Raw genomic sequence first — 15,895 nt, forward strand, 5'->3', positions numbered from 1 at the left:
AAGCAATTGCCTCCGTTATCTTTATTTTATTTATTTAATGACCCTGATCTTTTTGTATTTTTAAAGCCTTTACTTGAAGTTCCATTAACTTTATTTGGTGCATTGTCGCTTGAGTTTTGTTGTGAACCTTTTTTCTTTTTTGCTTCTATTAGTTTTTTCATTTGTTCCATATTCGTATTAGCCATGTATTAGCTCTCCTTCAATTGTAAAAAAATGTAGACAATTTAAATTATATCATAATTTAATTAAATATACATCTCTATCTCTTAATATTTGATACAATTTCTATCATCAGATTTTGCCTGATACATTAAGTCATCCACTCTTTTAATTGCGCTATCTGTAGAATCACCCTTATAATAGTTTGAAACACCAATACTTGCTGTTACTATACCAGCATCCTTCATGCATATATGGTTTAATTCAATTCTTATCTCATTTGCTAATTTAACCGCTTTAGATAAGTTTGTATCCGGTAGCAATACAATAAATTCCTCGCCACCCCAGCGAGATAGAGTATCTTTTTTCCTCAATGTTTTTTCAACTATTTCTACAAAATCTTTTAAAACAGTATCCCCAATATTATGTCCTAAATTATCATTTACTAATTTAAAATGGTCAATATCAAGCATAATTAATGAAAAACAGGCCTTTTCTACATTGTAACGCTGAATTTCATTCTCTATTTTATCCAGCATATATCTTCTGGTAAAGGCTCCTGTAAGTTCATCAATATCAACTAATTGTTTTAACTTCTTATTTGATTCTCGTAATTCTTCTTCCAAAACTTTTCTTTTCGTGATGTCAAATACAATCCCTGAAATAGTTAATACTTCACCATTCTCATCTTCTTTAGTCGTTGTCCCTCTATCATAGTACCAAATATACTTACCATCCTTGGTTTGGATTCTATACTCTACTTCAAATGCATCACTTTCATGCATCAAATAGTTTCGCATATCATCCATCACTCTTTCGTAATCATCCGGATGTAATTTTGAAGTAAAGAATTCAAAGCCAACCTCATCTGGTATTTCTTCCCTTTTATACCCTAAGTTTGTTGCTTTTCTTTCATTAAATAGCAACCGATCAGTTTCAACTATCCAATGCCATTGTCCTAAGCTTCCTATCCAAGGAAAGGTAGCTAATTCTCTTTCATTTTTATCAATATCTTCCTGATAAAAAGTCTCTTGCATTTCTTCAATAAGTTTTATCAGTTGTGGTTTAGATAAATCACTATATTTAGTCGTCCTTTTCTTCATGTAACTATCTCCTTACTAAACTTAGCCTATCTTAATTTTTTTCACGACAGGTTTACTACTCTCATTACTATTTTATAAATCTAACTTAGATTCATTCGTTGATGTTATAACTAATTAAGCATAAAAGCGTAAAAAAAATAACAATTACCAGAAGTTTTTGACTGTCTTAACTGGTGTCATTGCTATTCAATCCTATGTTTCATTCCTAAACGAGTATCAAAAGAGTAAGCTGTTTTTTTATGAAAAAGCTAATTCTGATTGGCTAAAAAAGCATCACATAAATTCTATCTTTATTGACGTTACTACTAACTCTCAATAAATAAGGAAGAATTCACATGATGCAAATTGATTATACCATAGTTTTATATTTTAGTACGTAGAATGCCGTCAAGTCATTGTTTTAAAAAAAGAGAGTCCGGCAATGAGCTGAGTATCCTCAATTTTATTTAGAAACAATCTTCCTTTAAAAAAGAACGCTAGATGAACTAAAGTTTCGCTCTTTTCTGTTCGAATCGGTACTTAACCAATAAAATTAGTCCTATAAAGTTCTACCAATTGGATAATTTAACCTTTTTACTCATTCTTATCGTTAATCAATGTTAGTGTCAAAATAATCCCTAACATACTTAATGCAATCACGTAATAAAACACTGCATCATAACTTTTTAGACTATCTAGCAACAGACCAGATGAAGAAACCCCAATAATTGCTCCTATACCGTAAGCTGTAAAGACTAGACCATAGTTTTGACTATAATTTTTGAGGCCATATAATCTAAGTGTGGATGCTGGGGCGATTGCTAGCCAACCTCCCATATTAAACCAAAATAATGAAAAAGATAAAACATAAACCAGTTCATTAGTTGAACCTGCGATTAGTAAGGCCAGAGCTGCTAAACTAATCAGTGAGTAAGATAGTAACATCGCTTTTTTCGAACTAAGTTTATCTGTCAACCAGCCAAAGGTAGGTCTTCCTAGTCCATTAAAGATTGCAAAAAAAGCTACCAGTCGAATCACTTTATTCGGCTCTAATCCAATAAAGTTAATCCCAACACTTGTCGTTAGTCCAATGAGCATCAGACCAATCATGGTTCCAATTACAAAATTTAAGTATAAGCCTTTAAAACTTTTTGATTGTACCATTTCTTTTGTTTCAAAATTCTTTGCACTCGATTGGCTAATCGGAATGCTTTTCATATTTTTTAGTTCTTCTTCTGTCGGGTATTTAAAAGGATAAGACAGAACTGGTAAAATTAGGCCAAAACCTATGCCAAATATAAGGAACGTTGTGAACACACCATAAGACTCAACAAATAATCTAGCAAGCGGTGCTGTAATTAAAGGCGATAATCCAAAACCAATCAATAGGATACCTACTGCTAATCCTTTTTTCTCTGGAAACCATTTTGCGATAACGGTCATTAAAACACCGTAAGCTACCCCAACACCTGCTCCACCGATACAGCCATATGCAATGGTTAAGAGAATAATATTTGGTGCAAATGCAGATAAAATCCATCCAAATACAACAAGGTAACCACCTATCAAAATAATTAAACGAGGATTGAATCGATTGATGTATTTACCGGTTAAAAACATAAATAATGCATAAAAAGCTAGAGCAATCATATAAGGCATGCCGCTTTCAGTTGTTCCAATAAGAAACTCTTTTTCTAATGATAGTCTAAATACACTATAAGAATAAACGGTTCCTAAGAAAATCATGATGATCATACCTAAAATAACATACATCCAACGATTCATTCCATTTTTTTCTTTCTTTGTGATTCTTGTCATTTCTTTCATTTTTATCCCAACTTTCATCTGATTTTTAATGTACTTTTACTCTATTATTTTTTAGAAATAAACCTCTTTCTTTTCTCATTAAGATTGTTTCTTTAAAAAATTATTTTTACCTTCTCACTTTTTTAAAATAAAAAAAGCCCAATAATAAGAAGCTCTCTTGAGAGAACTCTTTACTATTGGGCTACTTTTGACTGGTCAGAGACCTTTCAATTCGTCTTCCAAAATTTATTTTGTTTTATTTTCTTCGAGGTTTCGATCTACCACTACTGCAATAATTCTTTCCCCTGTCTTAGTACTGACATCTGAATACGTACTTATAATCTCAACATCAATAACAGACTTAATCGCTGCTTCTAATTCCTTACGTGCACTTTCAAATAAAGCTGTTCTTACTTTTTTTATAAGCTCGACGCCGTCCTTATTTTGAGCAAGATTTTTTTCCGAAATACTCAAAAAACCTGTAAGCCTAAAAATAATTAAATCCTGAAAAATAACTGTTCTAATCTTTTCTGGTCCTCTTCCCATCTGTTCAATTTCAAACTTACTAATTGCTTCGCTTAATTTCGATTCAATTTGTCCTTTTGTCATGAAAATCCCCCCTAAATCTATCCTTGATGATCGTAGTGGGCATGGATGAAACCCTAACTTTATCCAATAATATTTAAAATTATAGCATATTGAATTTACAATAGCTAGTTGCATTGACTTACTATTCCCAACTTATTTCTCTCACTCTTTGTATCTAGTTTAGAAAAAAAGAGCCTTCGTACAGGTAACCCTTTGTCTAGTACAGACACGGAAAATACTGCTTCGAAAGCTCTTACTTTAAAGACTTTTCAGTCTTATTTAGTTGGTTTTAGTTTTTTGTAAGAAGTGTGACAGACTCAACGTGACTTGTTTGTGGGAATAAGTCTACTGGTTGAATCTTTTCAGCAGTATAACCACCTTCTATTAATAAAGCAACATCACGTGCTAATGTTGCTGGATTGCAACTGACGTAAATCATTTTAGCTGGTGCTATTTCGATAACAGCGTCAATGAAAGCTTCTTCTAAACCTTTACGAGGAGGATCTACAACAACTAAATCTGCTTTACGGCCTTGTTTGCTCCATTCAGCCATGACTTCTTCAGCTAATCCAGCTTCAAAAGTAACATTTTCAACGTTGTTTAATGCAGCGTTAGCTCTTGCATTTTCAACTGCTGGTTCAATTGATTCAATTCCATAAACGTGCTTAGCATTATCTGCTAATGTTAACGCAATTGTGCCAATTCCACTGTAAGCATCGATGACCGTTTCTTCTCCTGTTAAACCAGCAAAATCCAATATGACAGTGTATAGTTTTTCTGTTTGTGTTGGATTCACTTGATAGAATGAACGGTGTGAAATTTCGTATGTTTTCCCAAGTAATGTATCCGTGTACTTATCTTCTCCAAACAAGACAATCGCATCTTCACCAAGAATCGTATTGGTACGAGTTGGGTTTACATTTTGAACAATGCTAACAACTTCCGGTAATGCTTCGGTGATATCTGGAATAATTTTGCTTGCTGGGAATAATTTTGCTGTTCTTGTAACAAGGACAATCATCATTTCGCCAGTGTAATACCCACGACGAACAATAATATGGCGCAAGTTCCCTGTATTGTCTTTTTCATTGTATGGTTTAACATTATACGTACGCATGATATCACGCACTTTAATGATGGCTTGATCAATTTTAGGATCTTGGATATAAAAATTCTCCATAGCAATTAAGTCATGGCTATTTTTACGGAAAAATCCTGTTGTTAATTTTTCGCCAATTTTTCTAACTGGAACAGAAGCTTTATTGCGGTATCCCCAAGGTTCTGTCATCCCTTTTGTATCAAGAATTTTAACGTCGGAAACTTTTGCAATACGCTTCATGACATTTTTAATTTGTTGTTTTTTGAAGCTCAATTGAGCTGGGTAATGCATGTGTTGCAACGGTGTGATACCAGCACGTGTAAAGTTTTCATCTTTCATTTCAACGCGGTTTTGACTAGAAGTCAAGCGTTTCATACTCTTAGCGTAACCAAATGATTTACCTGTTTTGTGGATTTTAACTTCCATTTCTTCACCAGGTAGAGCATCTTCAATGAATAATGGGTAGCCATCTATTTTAGCTACACCCATGCCTTCATGTGTTAAGTCTTCTACTTTTACTGTGTGCTTTTCATTTTTTTGTACAGGTATTGTTTTATTGGTTTTCATTTTTAAAAAAACTCCCTTCGTTTTTCAACGAGTATTTTATATTTTTTGTCGATTGATCTATTTTTGTCAGCGTGTTCTTTTGGATATCCTTTACTTTTTGTCATCCTTATTGAACTGGGAGTGTTCCTGACTCGACCGGTTTTGTTGGATGATGGATAAACTAATCCTATCTATCTCTTAAGATTGAAATTCAAATGTCAGCTAGATCAGATGGTCAAAATAAAGCACTGCTAGTTGATAGCGATGTCCTATTTTTATTCTCTCTCTCTTTAGACTGGTTTATTACTGGTTCCATTTAAAAAAAGTTCGCTACTCTTCATTATGACACAAAAGAGTAGCAAACTCAAAGTTTACTTATTTTTATTTTAAGAAACTTTTCCGTCTCCATCAATATCTTCTTGAGTTAATCCTTCTACCTCTTTGATAAAAGCTTCATCTTCAGCATGATCAAAGGCATAGCCGGTCGCACTAACATCTTCACTATTTGCGATAATTTCAATATGCTGATGCAGATTAATAAACGTAACTGGTGCATCTCCACCATATTCGCCATCCAAATTGATCATCATTCTAGAATCATTCGCTGGTCTAGCATGAATCTTACTTGTTTTCGCGTATAAAATATTTGGATGGTCAATGTGTTTTCCACCATTTAATAATAACGCAACTAGGTGAAGTATTTCAATCTGACTGGCTGTTTTAACAACAATCATGGTGAATTTCCCATCATCTAGTAAAGCATCGGGTGCAATTTGTTCAAATCCACCTATCGAATTGGTCAGCGCGATGAAGAACATTGACGCTGTTCCTTCATAGACACCTTCATCGTATTCAATGTGCATTGGAATCGGTTTGATTCGCGGCAACATTTCAGCACCTTTAACGAAGTAAGCCAATGAACCAAAAACAGATTTTAATGTAGATGGCACATCATAGGTTAACTCAGTCAAAAGACCTCCTCCACCAATATTAATGAAAAAGGTTTCTTTTTCATCCATAATAGCTTTACCAACATCCATTTTAATGGTTTCTTTCTTTTGCACTAACTTAGCTGCATCAAGCAAGTTGTTTCTCGGGATATGCAAAGCCCTTGCATAGTCATTTGTCGTCCCAGCGGGGATGATGGCTATTTTCGGTCTTTTCTCCAATTCAGCGATTCCATTCACAACTTCATTAATGGTTCCGTCTCCACCTGCAGCAATGATTAAATCAAAGCCAGCCTTAGCTGCTCTGTTTGCTTCATCCAGTGCGGAATGTTTTTTTGGTGTTGTTTCAAAAGCACTGGTCTCATATCCGGCATTTTCATAAATTTGAAGAATATCTACTAAATTTTTTTTAATTAACTCTCGTCCCGCCGATGGATTATAAATAATTCTGGCACGCATAAAAACACTCCTTTACTACCAACAAAGGGTTAGCGTTTAGCTAACTCTTCGTTTAATAGTTTGTTTACAATCCCTGGATTAGCCTGTCCTTTAGTTGCTTTCATAATTTGTCCAACTAAGAAACCGATTGCCCGATCTTTTCCATTTTTAAAATCTTCAATTGATTGAGGATTTTTATCTAATACATCATTTACCATTGGAATTAATTTTGTTGGATCACTTAATTGAATCCAGCCATTTTTTTCCACAACTTCTTGAGCGCTGCCGCCTTCTTGAATCAATTCCTGGAAGACTTTTTTTGCGATTTTCGAACTAATAGTTCCGTCAGCAATCAATTCAATCATTCCAGCTAAGTTTTCTGGTGTCAATTTTGTATCCTGCAACTCTATTTTTTCGCTGTTTACATAAGCTGAAACTTCGCCCATTAACCAGTTAGAAGCTTGTTTGGTATCAGCTTTATTCGCTAACGTTGCTTCAAAGAAATCAGACATCTCTTTTGTTGCGGTCATAACCATTGCATCGTAATCAGATAGCCCTAATTCATTCACATAGCGAATGCGGCGTTGTGCCGGCATTTCTGGAATACTATTTTTAACCTGTTCAATCCACTCGTCACTGATGACTAAGTTAGGTAAATCAGGTTCTGGGAAGTAACGGTAGTCGTCTGCTCCCTCTTTAATTCTCATTAAAATGGTTGCGCCTGTTGCTTCGTCGTAACGACGTGTTTCTTGCTGAATGATTCCACCAGACAATAACACTTTTTCTTGACGAACTTCTTCAAATGCTAGGCCACGACGCACGAAGTTGAATGAATTCAGGTTTTTCAATTCCGCTTTTGTACCGAATTTTTCTTGTCCAATTGGGCGCAAAGAAACGTTCGCATCGCAACGCATAGACCCTTCTTCCATCTTCACATCACTAACTCCGGTGTATTGGACGATTTGCTTAAGCGCTTCTAGGTAAGCATAGGCTTCTTCTGGTGAACGCATATCTGCTTCAGATACAATTTCAATCAATGGTGTTCCTTGGCGGTTCAAATCGACGTAAGAATAACCGTCTGTTCCGTGGTTATTCTTACCAGCATCTTCTTCTAAATGAACGCGTTCGACACGAATGCGTTTTTTCACGCCTTCGACTTCAATATCAATGTATCCATCGTGCCCAATTGGTTTATCAAATTGTGAGATTTGGTAAGCTTTTGGGTTATCTGGATAAAAATAGTTTTTACGGTCAAATTTAGTATCTGTTGAAATTTCGCAATTTAAAGCTATCGCAGCTTTCATTGCAAACTCAACAGCTTGTTCATTAATAACCGGTAAGACTCCTGGGTAACCCCAGTCAATGACGTTTGTATTGGTATTGGGCTCTGCACCAAAATGTGCTGGGGATGGTGAGAACATTTTTGATTCTGTTTTTAATTCTACGTGTACTTCAAGTCCGATGACTGTTTCAAAATTCATGTTTATTCTCGCCTCCTACAAATTTGGTTTTTCTTTATGGAAATCAGTTGCTTGCTCAAATGCATAAGCTGCTTGGTAAATCGTTTTTTCATCAAAGTGTTTTGCAATCAATTGCAACCCAACTGGTAGCCCATTTGAAAAACCTGCAGGAATAGAGATAGCTGGAACGCCTGCTAAGTTTACAGGAACAGTTAGGATATCACTTAAATACATCGCTACTGGATCATGCACTTGGCCACCAATATTAAACGCTGTTGTTGTCGTCGTTGGCCCTAAGATTAAATCATAATCCTCGAAAACTTTTTCAAAATCACGACGGATTAGTGTCCGTGTTTGACCAGCTTTTTTAAAGTGTGCATCGTAAAAACCAGAACTCAATGAGAATGTTCCAAGCATAATGCGGCGTTTCACTTCCATCCCAAATCCTTCAGAACGCGATTTTACGTAAACGTCTTCTAGTGTTTTAGCGTCTGGTGAACGGTAACCGTAACGAATTCCATCAAAACGTTGCAAGTTTGATGATGCTTCAGAAGAGGCAATAATGTAATAAGCAGGAACACCATATTTTGAATGTGGCAAACTGACTTCTTCTACAATTGCGCCTAATTCTTTAAAGGTTTCTATGGCTTTCAAAACGGCTTCTCTTACACCAGCTTCTAAGCCTTCTTGCAAGTACTCTTTTGGTACTCCTATCTTCATGCCTTTTACGCCAGCTTCAATCCCTGCTGTAAAATCAGGAGTTGCTTCATTGTAGCTCATTGAATCTTTTTCATCGTATCCACTAATCGCATTTAAGACAAGTGCATTGTCTTTAACCGTACGAGTCAATGGTCCGATTTGATCCAAACTTGATGCAAAAGCAATCAATCCAAAACGTGAGACACGACCGTAAGTTGGTTTCATGCCAACGATTCCAGTAAATGCTGCTGGTTGGCGAATAGATCCACCTGTATCTGTTCCCAAAGTCATTGGGACTTGTCCGGCAGCAACCGCTGAGGCTGATCCACCTGAAGAACCACCAGGAACTTTAGCTAAATTCCAAGGATTACGGGTGATTTTGTATGCTGATGTCTCGGTACTTCCCCCCATAGCAAATTCATCCATATTTAGTTTTCCAACTGAAATCATTCCTGCGTCAGCTATTTTTTCCATAACAGTCGCATCATAAACGGGGATAAAATCTTCTAACATTTTACTTGCTGCTGTGGTTAGAGTGCCTTTTGTTACGATATTGTCTTTGATGCCAATTGGCAATCCTGACAAGATATCCAAAGGATCAATACCGGCCACATCCATAGCGCGAGCTTTTTCTAGTGCTTCTTCTTTTGTTAACGTAATAAATGAGCCGATTTTGTCTTCTGTTTCAGCAATTCGTGCATAAACAGCTTTCATAATCGCTTCAGCTGTTGTTTCTTTATTTACTAATAAGTGATGCAACTCTTCTAAAGTATGATCTAATACAGTCATATTATGCTCCAGCCTCCCCGTTATCTATCATTGCAGGAACTTTAATTAATCCATCTTGTTGGGTCTTAACGTTTTTAAATAATTCATCGCGGTCCATTCCTGGTGTTGCAACATCTTTACGCATAACACTAGCTACTTCTAAACCATGTGTTGTAACAGGTACATTTTTTGTATCTACTTCATCTAATTGCTCAACCATCGTGATAATGTCATCTATTTGTTTTGTAAAATGTACAATTTCTTCTTCTTGAAATTCTAATTTCGATAATAAAGCTACATGTTTTACTTCGTTTACATCAATATTGGCCATTTTTGGTTTCAACTCTCTTTCTATCTGTCCTATTGCTTAAAACTTCTTTTCTATTCTACCACAAAGTCTCTTCAGCCTCTATATGAAAGAGAGCAGGTGTCTTTTTAGTGTATTTTCTTATCAAAGTAAGCCGTTTTTTTTAGCAGTTTAGTCGAATACGTGTGTGATAAAAGCTGTTTCACCTGCTTTTCTGGCCATAAAGGCTTCCGTTCCATTTATAGATTCGATTGTAATTTCGATTGGTATAGCCGGCGGTAAGAACGTTACAGCCTTTTCTGCAACATATTGTGTAAAGCCAATCATTTCACTTTCTCCATAAAATTGAGTCGTAATGCTTACTTTCATTTTCGTAAGCTGATCAGCTGTGTAACTAGCTTCAGCTGTTACTCCACTTAAATTCGGGAAAAAATATTCAACCTCTGATTTAAAGTTTTCAAAGTTTGTTAATTCATTACTTGTCTTATCTACTAAAGGAAAGATAACTTTTTCTTGGTTTAATACTTCCCATTCTCCAACTTTTGTATCGCCTTTTTCACTAATGGCTTCCGCAATAAAGCTACCTCCAGCTAAACTATCTTTAGGGGATTGTTCAAAAATACCTACTGTAATGGGGATATCGCCAATTCCTTGTGTTTCGCGTAATCGTTGAACAATTTTATTCGCCATTTCTTTGCCTTGTTTTAGTAACTCATCACGGCTAATCTTTGTTTCATAATCTGCTCCAAAAGCAACCTTTTGATAATAATCGATAGCGTTCATCGACAAACCAATGCTCATGCCACCTAGCGTAAACTTATCGTCTTTTTTAATCATATAGTCTTGTTCTAAAATAGAATTCAAATAATAGGGATTCCGTTCATTTGGTTCAATTTTTCCGTTATCTTCTGGATTCAAACCATCTTCATTTTCTTTACTAGCCCGTCTTAACCAGTTATTGGCTGTTGTACCATCGATGTATTGTCCTTCTTGGAAATAATATTCATCTGTGTTGAAGTGCAATTGCGATAAGCTCATTAACCCTGTTTCGAAAGCTTTTAAATTGAAATTTGAATTTAAACCTAGTGTAGATCCTCTTGTTTTACTTACTTGATAGCTGCCGTTAGTTATCACTGTTTTATAATAATCGTCTGATAATTGATTATTTGTTGTCGTTGTTGTATCTACTTTCCCTGAAGTACCTGCCGTTTTTTTACCTGTATTTTCACCTGTCGGATCACTGCACGCACTCAATAAAAAAATAGCAGCAGCCAGTGTTGCGATGATTTTTCTATTCATTTTCTTCTCCTTCTAATGCCTTCACTAATTGAGTTTCATCCCAAACAGTCACATCAAGTTTTTGTGCTTTATCTAATTTGCTGCCCGCTTCTTCGCCAGCAACAAGTAGATCTGTTTTCTTAGAAACACTTCCTGTCACTTTTCCACCTAGATTTTCAATACGAGCTTTCGCTTCTTCACGAGTAAAATGAGTCAATTTACCCGTTAAAACGACTGTTTTACCATTGAAGTAAGAATCGCTTTGGGCAACTTCTGCTTTTTTCTTGCCTAAATAAACCAGATTCACTTCACAAGATTTCAACTCATCTATCAGTTCGTCTACTTCCGGTAGTGAAAAATAAGTCACAAAACTTTCAGCGATAATTTCTCCAATACCATCAATAGCAATAATTTCTTCTTGTTTAGCTGCTTGCATACGTTCAATCGTTTCAAAATGCTCCGCAATTTGTTTAGCTGCTTTAGATCCAACGTGTCTAATGCCTAAACCGAATAGTAAACGCTCTAAAGAGTTGCTGCGGCTAGCATCGATTGCGTTTAGTAGATTATTGGCCGCTTTATCTTTTATCTTATCCAGAGTGACTAACTGATCATACGTTACTTTGTATAAGTCAGCTACATCATGAACCAAACCTTTTTCAAATAATTGGATAATCACTTTTGGTCCCATTCCATCAATATTCATTGCATTACGTGAAGCAAAGTGCGCCAATCCTTCTGTCATTTGAGCAGGGCATTTGGGATTGATACACCGTAAAGCTACTTCTTCTTCCAAATGGACTAGCTCACTTTTGCAAGCTGGACAATGAGTTGGAATAACATAACTTTCGCTATCTACTGGTCTTTCTTCTAAAACAACGCGAGTTACCTCAGGAATGATGTCTCCAGCTTTATGAACAACAACGGTATCCAACAAGCGAATATCTCGTTCTTTTATCAAATCAACGTTGTGTAAACTAGCTCGTCTGACTGTGGTGCCTGCCAATACTACTGGATCCATTATAGCAGTCGGTGTCACAACTCCCGTCCTACCTATTGTCCATTCGATGCCACGAATCGTTGTTGTTCCTTCTTCTGCTTTAAATTTGTAAGCAATTGCCCATCGGGGAGCTTTTACGGTATACCCTATTTCTTCTTGTGCATCAAACTCATTTACTTTGATAACAATACCATCTATTTCATAGGGTAATTGAGTTCGCTTATCAAGAAAAGATTGAATGTATGCCCATACTTCTTCAATTGTTGCACAAACGTTCCGCTCATGATTGGTGCGAATCCCTAATTGATCCAATTCTTTCAAAGCGTCTTCTTGACTAGTAGCTGTCATTTCACCAAAATCTGCAACGGTATAGAAAAAAGTGCTTAGATTTCGTTTGGCTGTTTCTTTGGCATCTAAATTGCGTAAACCACCTGCTGCTGCATTCCTAGGATTAGCAAAAACTGCTTCGCCATTTTCTTCTCTTTCTTCATTTAGAGCTACAAAAGATGATTTAGGCATATAGCATTCCCCACGAACTTCAACAGTATAAGGCTTCTTTAGTTTTAAAGGAACGGATTTCACCGTACGGATATTTTGAGTAACATTTTCACCTATTGTCCCATTTCCTCGAGTAGCTGCTCGAACTAATTTTCCAGCTTTGTAGTTTAGTGCAATAGCTAAGCCATCAATTTTTAGTTCACAAATATAGTTAAAGGGTTTGTCTGTTAATTTTTTAATACGGTTATCAAATTCAATCAAATCCGTTTCATCAAAAGCATTGCCCAAGCTAAGCATCGGAATAGCGTGGACGACTTTTTCAAAGCCTGATGAGATAGTACCACCTACTCGTTGAGTCGGAGAATCATTAGAAACTAAATCGGGAAATTGTTCTTCTAGTTCAACAAGTTCTTTATACAAGGTATCGTATTCTGCATCTGAAATAACAGATTTATCTTGAACATAATAGTGGTAGCCATATTTATCAAGTAAGTCTCTTAACTCATTTACTTTTATTTTTGCTTCTTCGAAAGTTTGATTTATGGACATTTGAAAGCTCCTCTCTGCTTTAGATATTCATTGAGCTTTGAACTCTAGCTCTTTGGGATAATTCAAAAGTATCCTCGAGGCTTTTGGCCTCTTGCGGTTCTTTTTCATTCTCCTCTCAGAGCTAAACAGAGTTCGCAGCATCTTGGTTTCATTGAGCTTCGAACAACAGTTTATCGAGAAAATGATAAAAATTCTTGAAATCGAAGATTTATTTGAATTTTTCCTATTTTCTTGTCGAAACTACCCGTTGTTTTACGCATCTTGTTTTAATTGAGCTTCGCGTTCTAGCTCTTCGGGAAAATTCAACTGTATCCTCGAGGCTATAGCCTCTTGTGGTAAAGTTTCATTTTCCTGTCGGAGCTAGACAGAACGCTACGCATCTTGTTTTTCTATTGGGGCGAATGCGGCTAATAGGCGTTTGATTCCTTGTTCTTTGAAGGCTATGTCTAATTGTAAGTTATCGGTGTCGCCAGTTACTTTAACGACTGTTCCGACGCCCCATTTTTTGTGTATCGCTTTATCACCGGTATTCCAAGCTAATTTATCAGCACCACTTTCTTTTTTGTTGCTAACTGGCGATTGATAAGGTGTGCTGGCAGCTTTTTCTGCTTGATTGGTACGATAAGGTGCTGCACTGGCCGAACGATTAAATGATGTGCCATAGGTCGTTTGGGTATTGCCTAATTCGATCACTTCTTCTGATATTTCTCTGATAAAGCGAGAAGCTTGGTTGCTTTGCATTTTTCCATATAGCACACGCGAATAAGCATTGGTGATGTACAGTTTTTTCTCAGCTCGAGTGATCCCTACATAAGCCAAACGGCGTTCTTCTTCTAAATCGTCTTCTTCCATCATTGAACGAGAAAGTGGGAAAATCCCTTCTTCTAATCCAATTAAAAAGACAACTGGAAATTCCAATCCCTTAGCTGCGTGAAGTGTCATTAACGTCACTTCACTTTGTGGTTCTTCTTCGAGATTATCTAAATCTGAAACTAGAGCTAAATCTGTTAAAAAGGTCAGCAAGCTCTTGTCTTCCCCACTATCTTTTTCAAATTGTTGGGTAACAGATAAAAACTCTTTGATATTTTCGACACGTGTTTCAGACTCAAGTGTTCGTTCCAACTCTAAGCTTTTTAGGTACCCACTGCGTTCAAGAACTTCTTCTACTAACTTGGTTACTGGTAGGTATTCTTGCATTTTTTGCAAATCACGCATCATGAAGGCAAACCCTTCAAGCTCACCTGCTGCTTTGCCCTTGATAGTCGTGATAGAAACATTCAACGCTGCTTCTAATAAAGACCACTCGTATTCATTGGCAAAACTTCTTAACTTTTCAATGGTACCTGGACCAATTCCTCGCTTAGGTGTGTTGACTACTCTTTCAAAACTCATGTTGTCTTCAGGGTTCGCAAGTAAGCGCAAGTAAGCTAACACATCTCGAATTTCTTTGCGATCATAGAACTTGTGTCCACCAACCATTTTATAAGGAATATTGGATTTTAATAAGTTTTCTTCAATAATACGTGACTGAGCATTTGTCCGGTATAAAACGGCAAAATCTCCATAGTTGTAATGAGCTGCTTTCATTTCTTCTAATACTTTCGAAACAACGTATCGTGATTCATCGCCTTCGGATTGACCGCGGTAATAAGTAATTTTATTGCCCTCATCGTTGTCTGTCCAAAGTTTTTTCACTTTACGTTTGTTGTTATTTGCAATCACATCGTTGGCTGCCTTTAAGATGTATTTAGTTGAACGGTAATTCTGTTCCAACAGGACTACTTTTGCGTCTGGATAATCTTTTTCAAAATCCAAAATGTTGTCCATATTTGCTCCACGCCAACCGTAAATACTTTGGTCCGCATCTCCAACAACACATAAATTTTTAAAGCGTTTAGCCATCATATTGACAAGCGTGTATTGAGCTGTGTTCGTATCTTGGTACTCATCTACGTGAATGTAATGAAATTTATTTTGATAGTAATGCAGCGTCTCTTCGCTTTCTTCAAACAACCGAATCGTTAGCATAATTAAGTCGTCAAAATCGACAGACTGGTTGCGACGCAACTCACGTTGGTAGTCATCGTAACAATCTGCTACGAGCTTTTCAAAAAAGCTATTTGCTGAATTACGGTACTCTTTTGCATTCATTAATTCATTTTTTGCGTTACTGATTTCAGAAAGAATCGCTCTTGGGCTATATTTTTTAGGGTCAATGTTTCGTTCTTTTAAAATTCGTTTCATCAAGGTTTGTTGATCACTTGGATCACTAATTGTAAAAGCCTTGTTGTATCCAATTCGATCAATATCCCGACGCAACATTCGCACGCACATAGAGTGGAATGTTGAAACCCAGACACTGTCTCCACCTGTTTCCATCAAACGACCAACGCGTTCTTTCATTTCTTTAGCGGCTTTATTTGTAAAAGTTATCGCTAATATATTCCATGGATTTACACCTTTTTCATCAATTAAATAAGCAATGCGATGCGTTAATACACGCGTCTTCCCACTGCCTGCTCCTGCCATAATCAAAAGAGGACCTTCTGTATAAGCTACGGCTTCCTTTTGTCCTGGGTTCATACCATCTAGTAAGTTATTTTGTATTGCCAAAATTTGTCCATCCTCTCTTCGTATCAAACTCAATCGTCTAATCGTTTCATCTTTTTATTTT

12 protein-coding genes are annotated in these 15,895 nt (G+C 36.4%); all 12 read right to left on the bottom strand.

All coding sequences use genetic code 11. From position 1 onward, the window contains the following. Nucleotides 1-26 precede the first annotated feature (26 nt). The 12 genes from ACMHYH_RS06980 to pcrA all read right to left on the bottom strand — a co-directional run bounded on the left by ACMHYH_RS06980 (nt 27) and on the right by pcrA (nt 15,834). Complete coding sequence (locus tag ACMHYH_RS06980) at nt 27-185, bottom strand: hypothetical protein (protein WP_414838692.1); 159 nt, start codon at nt 183-185, stop codon at nt 27-29. 81 nt (nt 186-266) lie between these two features. Then, the gene (locus ACMHYH_RS06985; RefSeq protein WP_414838693.1) at nt 267-1,262 is read right to left on the bottom strand and encodes a diguanylate cyclase; all 996 of its coding nucleotides are present in this window, start codon (nt 1,260-1,262) and stop codon (nt 267-269) included. Between the two features lie 573 nt (nt 1,263-1,835). After that, nucleotides 1,836-3,059 carry an OFA family MFS transporter gene (locus ACMHYH_RS06990; RefSeq protein ID WP_414838694.1) on the bottom strand — a complete coding sequence of 408 codons (1,224 nt, stop codon included), beginning with the start codon at nt 3,057-3,059 and terminating at the stop codon, nt 1,836-1,838. A 234-nt stretch (nt 3,060-3,293) separates the two neighbouring features. Continuing rightward, a complete protein-coding gene (locus ACMHYH_RS06995; protein ID WP_414838695.1) occupies nt 3,294-3,656 on the bottom strand; it encodes a DUF2294 domain-containing protein in 363 nt (120 codons plus the stop codon). Nucleotides 3,657-3,924: 268 nt separating this feature from the next. Then, on the bottom strand, nt 3,925-5,301 hold the full coding sequence (rlmD, locus tag ACMHYH_RS07000; RefSeq protein ID WP_414838696.1) for a 23S rRNA (uracil(1939)-C(5))-methyltransferase RlmD: 1,377 nt from the start codon (nt 5,299-5,301) through the stop codon (nt 3,925-3,927). Between the two features lie 365 nt (nt 5,302-5,666). Then, nucleotides 5,667-6,686 (bottom strand): diacylglycerol kinase, encoded by a 1,020-nt coding sequence (locus ACMHYH_RS07005; protein WP_414838697.1) that lies wholly within the window; start codon nt 6,684-6,686, stop codon nt 5,667-5,669. Between the two features lie 29 nt (nt 6,687-6,715). Further along, nucleotides 6,716-8,146 carry an Asp-tRNA(Asn)/Glu-tRNA(Gln) amidotransferase subunit GatB gene (gene gatB / locus ACMHYH_RS07010; protein WP_414838698.1) on the bottom strand — a complete coding sequence of 477 codons (1,431 nt, stop codon included), beginning with the start codon at nt 8,144-8,146 and terminating at the stop codon, nt 6,716-6,718. 15 nt (nt 8,147-8,161) lie between these two features. After that, on the bottom strand, nt 8,162-9,613 hold the full coding sequence (gatA, locus tag ACMHYH_RS07015; protein WP_414838699.1) for an Asp-tRNA(Asn)/Glu-tRNA(Gln) amidotransferase subunit GatA: 1,452 nt from the start codon (nt 9,611-9,613) through the stop codon (nt 8,162-8,164). 1 nt (nt 9,614) lies between these two features. Then, entirely contained in the window at nt 9,615-9,923 is a 309-nt protein-coding gene (gene gatC, locus ACMHYH_RS07020; protein WP_414838700.1) for an Asp-tRNA(Asn)/Glu-tRNA(Gln) amidotransferase subunit GatC, read from the bottom strand. Nucleotides 9,924-10,070: 147 nt separating this feature from the next. Continuing rightward, complete coding sequence (locus tag ACMHYH_RS07025) at nt 10,071-11,198, bottom strand: CamS family sex pheromone protein (RefSeq protein ID WP_414838701.1); 1,128 nt, start codon at nt 11,196-11,198, stop codon at nt 10,071-10,073. Continuing rightward, nucleotides 11,191-13,221, bottom strand: a complete 2,031-nt coding sequence (ligA, locus tag ACMHYH_RS07030; RefSeq protein WP_414838702.1) for an NAD-dependent DNA ligase LigA — start codon at nt 13,219-13,221, stop codon at nt 11,191-11,193. The genes ACMHYH_RS07025 and ligA overlap by 8 nt, the downstream gene beginning before the upstream one ends. Before the next feature lie 372 nt (nt 13,222-13,593). Continuing rightward, nucleotides 13,594-15,834: a DNA helicase PcrA gene (gene pcrA, locus ACMHYH_RS07035; RefSeq protein ID WP_414838703.1), complete on the bottom strand. Its 2,241-nt coding sequence runs from the start codon at nt 15,832-15,834 to the stop codon at nt 13,594-13,596. Between the last annotated feature and the right edge of the window lie 61 nt (nt 15,835-15,895).

The sequence above is a fragment of the Carnobacterium sp. TMP28 genome, from assembly GCF_047553015.1.
In the GTDB taxonomy this organism is placed as follows: domain Bacteria; phylum Bacillota; class Bacilli; order Lactobacillales; family Carnobacteriaceae; genus Carnobacterium_A.

Bases quoted from the DNA above. Each gene is read 5' to 3' on its own strand.
- ACMHYH_RS06980 (WP_414838692.1), bottom strand. From the start codon at position 185: ATGGCTAATACGAATATGGAACAAATGAAAAAACTAATAGAAGCAAAA.
- ACMHYH_RS06985 (WP_414838693.1), bottom strand. From the start codon at position 1,262: ATGAAGAAAAGGACGACTAAATATAGTGATTTATCTAAACCACAACTG.
- ACMHYH_RS06990 (WP_414838694.1), bottom strand. From the start codon at position 3,059: ATGACAAGAATCACAAAGAAAGAAAAAAATGGAATGAATCGTTGGATG.
- ACMHYH_RS06995 (WP_414838695.1), bottom strand. From the start codon at position 3,656: ATGACAAAAGGACAAATTGAATCGAAATTAAGCGAAGCAATTAGTAAG.
- rlmD (WP_414838696.1), bottom strand. From the start codon at position 5,301: ATGAAAACCAATAAAACAATACCTGTACAAAAAAATGAAAAGCACACA.
- ACMHYH_RS07005 (WP_414838697.1), bottom strand. From the start codon at position 6,686: ATGCGTGCCAGAATTATTTATAATCCATCGGCGGGACGAGAGTTAATT.
- gatB (WP_414838698.1), bottom strand. From the start codon at position 8,146: ATGAATTTTGAAACAGTCATCGGACTTGAAGTACACGTAGAATTAAAA.
- gatA (WP_414838699.1), bottom strand. From the start codon at position 9,613: ATGACTGTATTAGATCATACTTTAGAAGAGTTGCATCACTTATTAGTA.
- gatC (WP_414838700.1), bottom strand. From the start codon at position 9,923: ATGGCCAATATTGATGTAAACGAAGTAAAACATGTAGCTTTATTATCG.
- ACMHYH_RS07025 (WP_414838701.1), bottom strand. From the start codon at position 11,198: ATGAATAGAAAAATCATCGCAACACTGGCTGCTGCTATTTTTTTATTG.
- ligA (WP_414838702.1), bottom strand. From the start codon at position 13,221: ATGTCCATAAATCAAACTTTCGAAGAAGCAAAAATAAAAGTAAATGAG.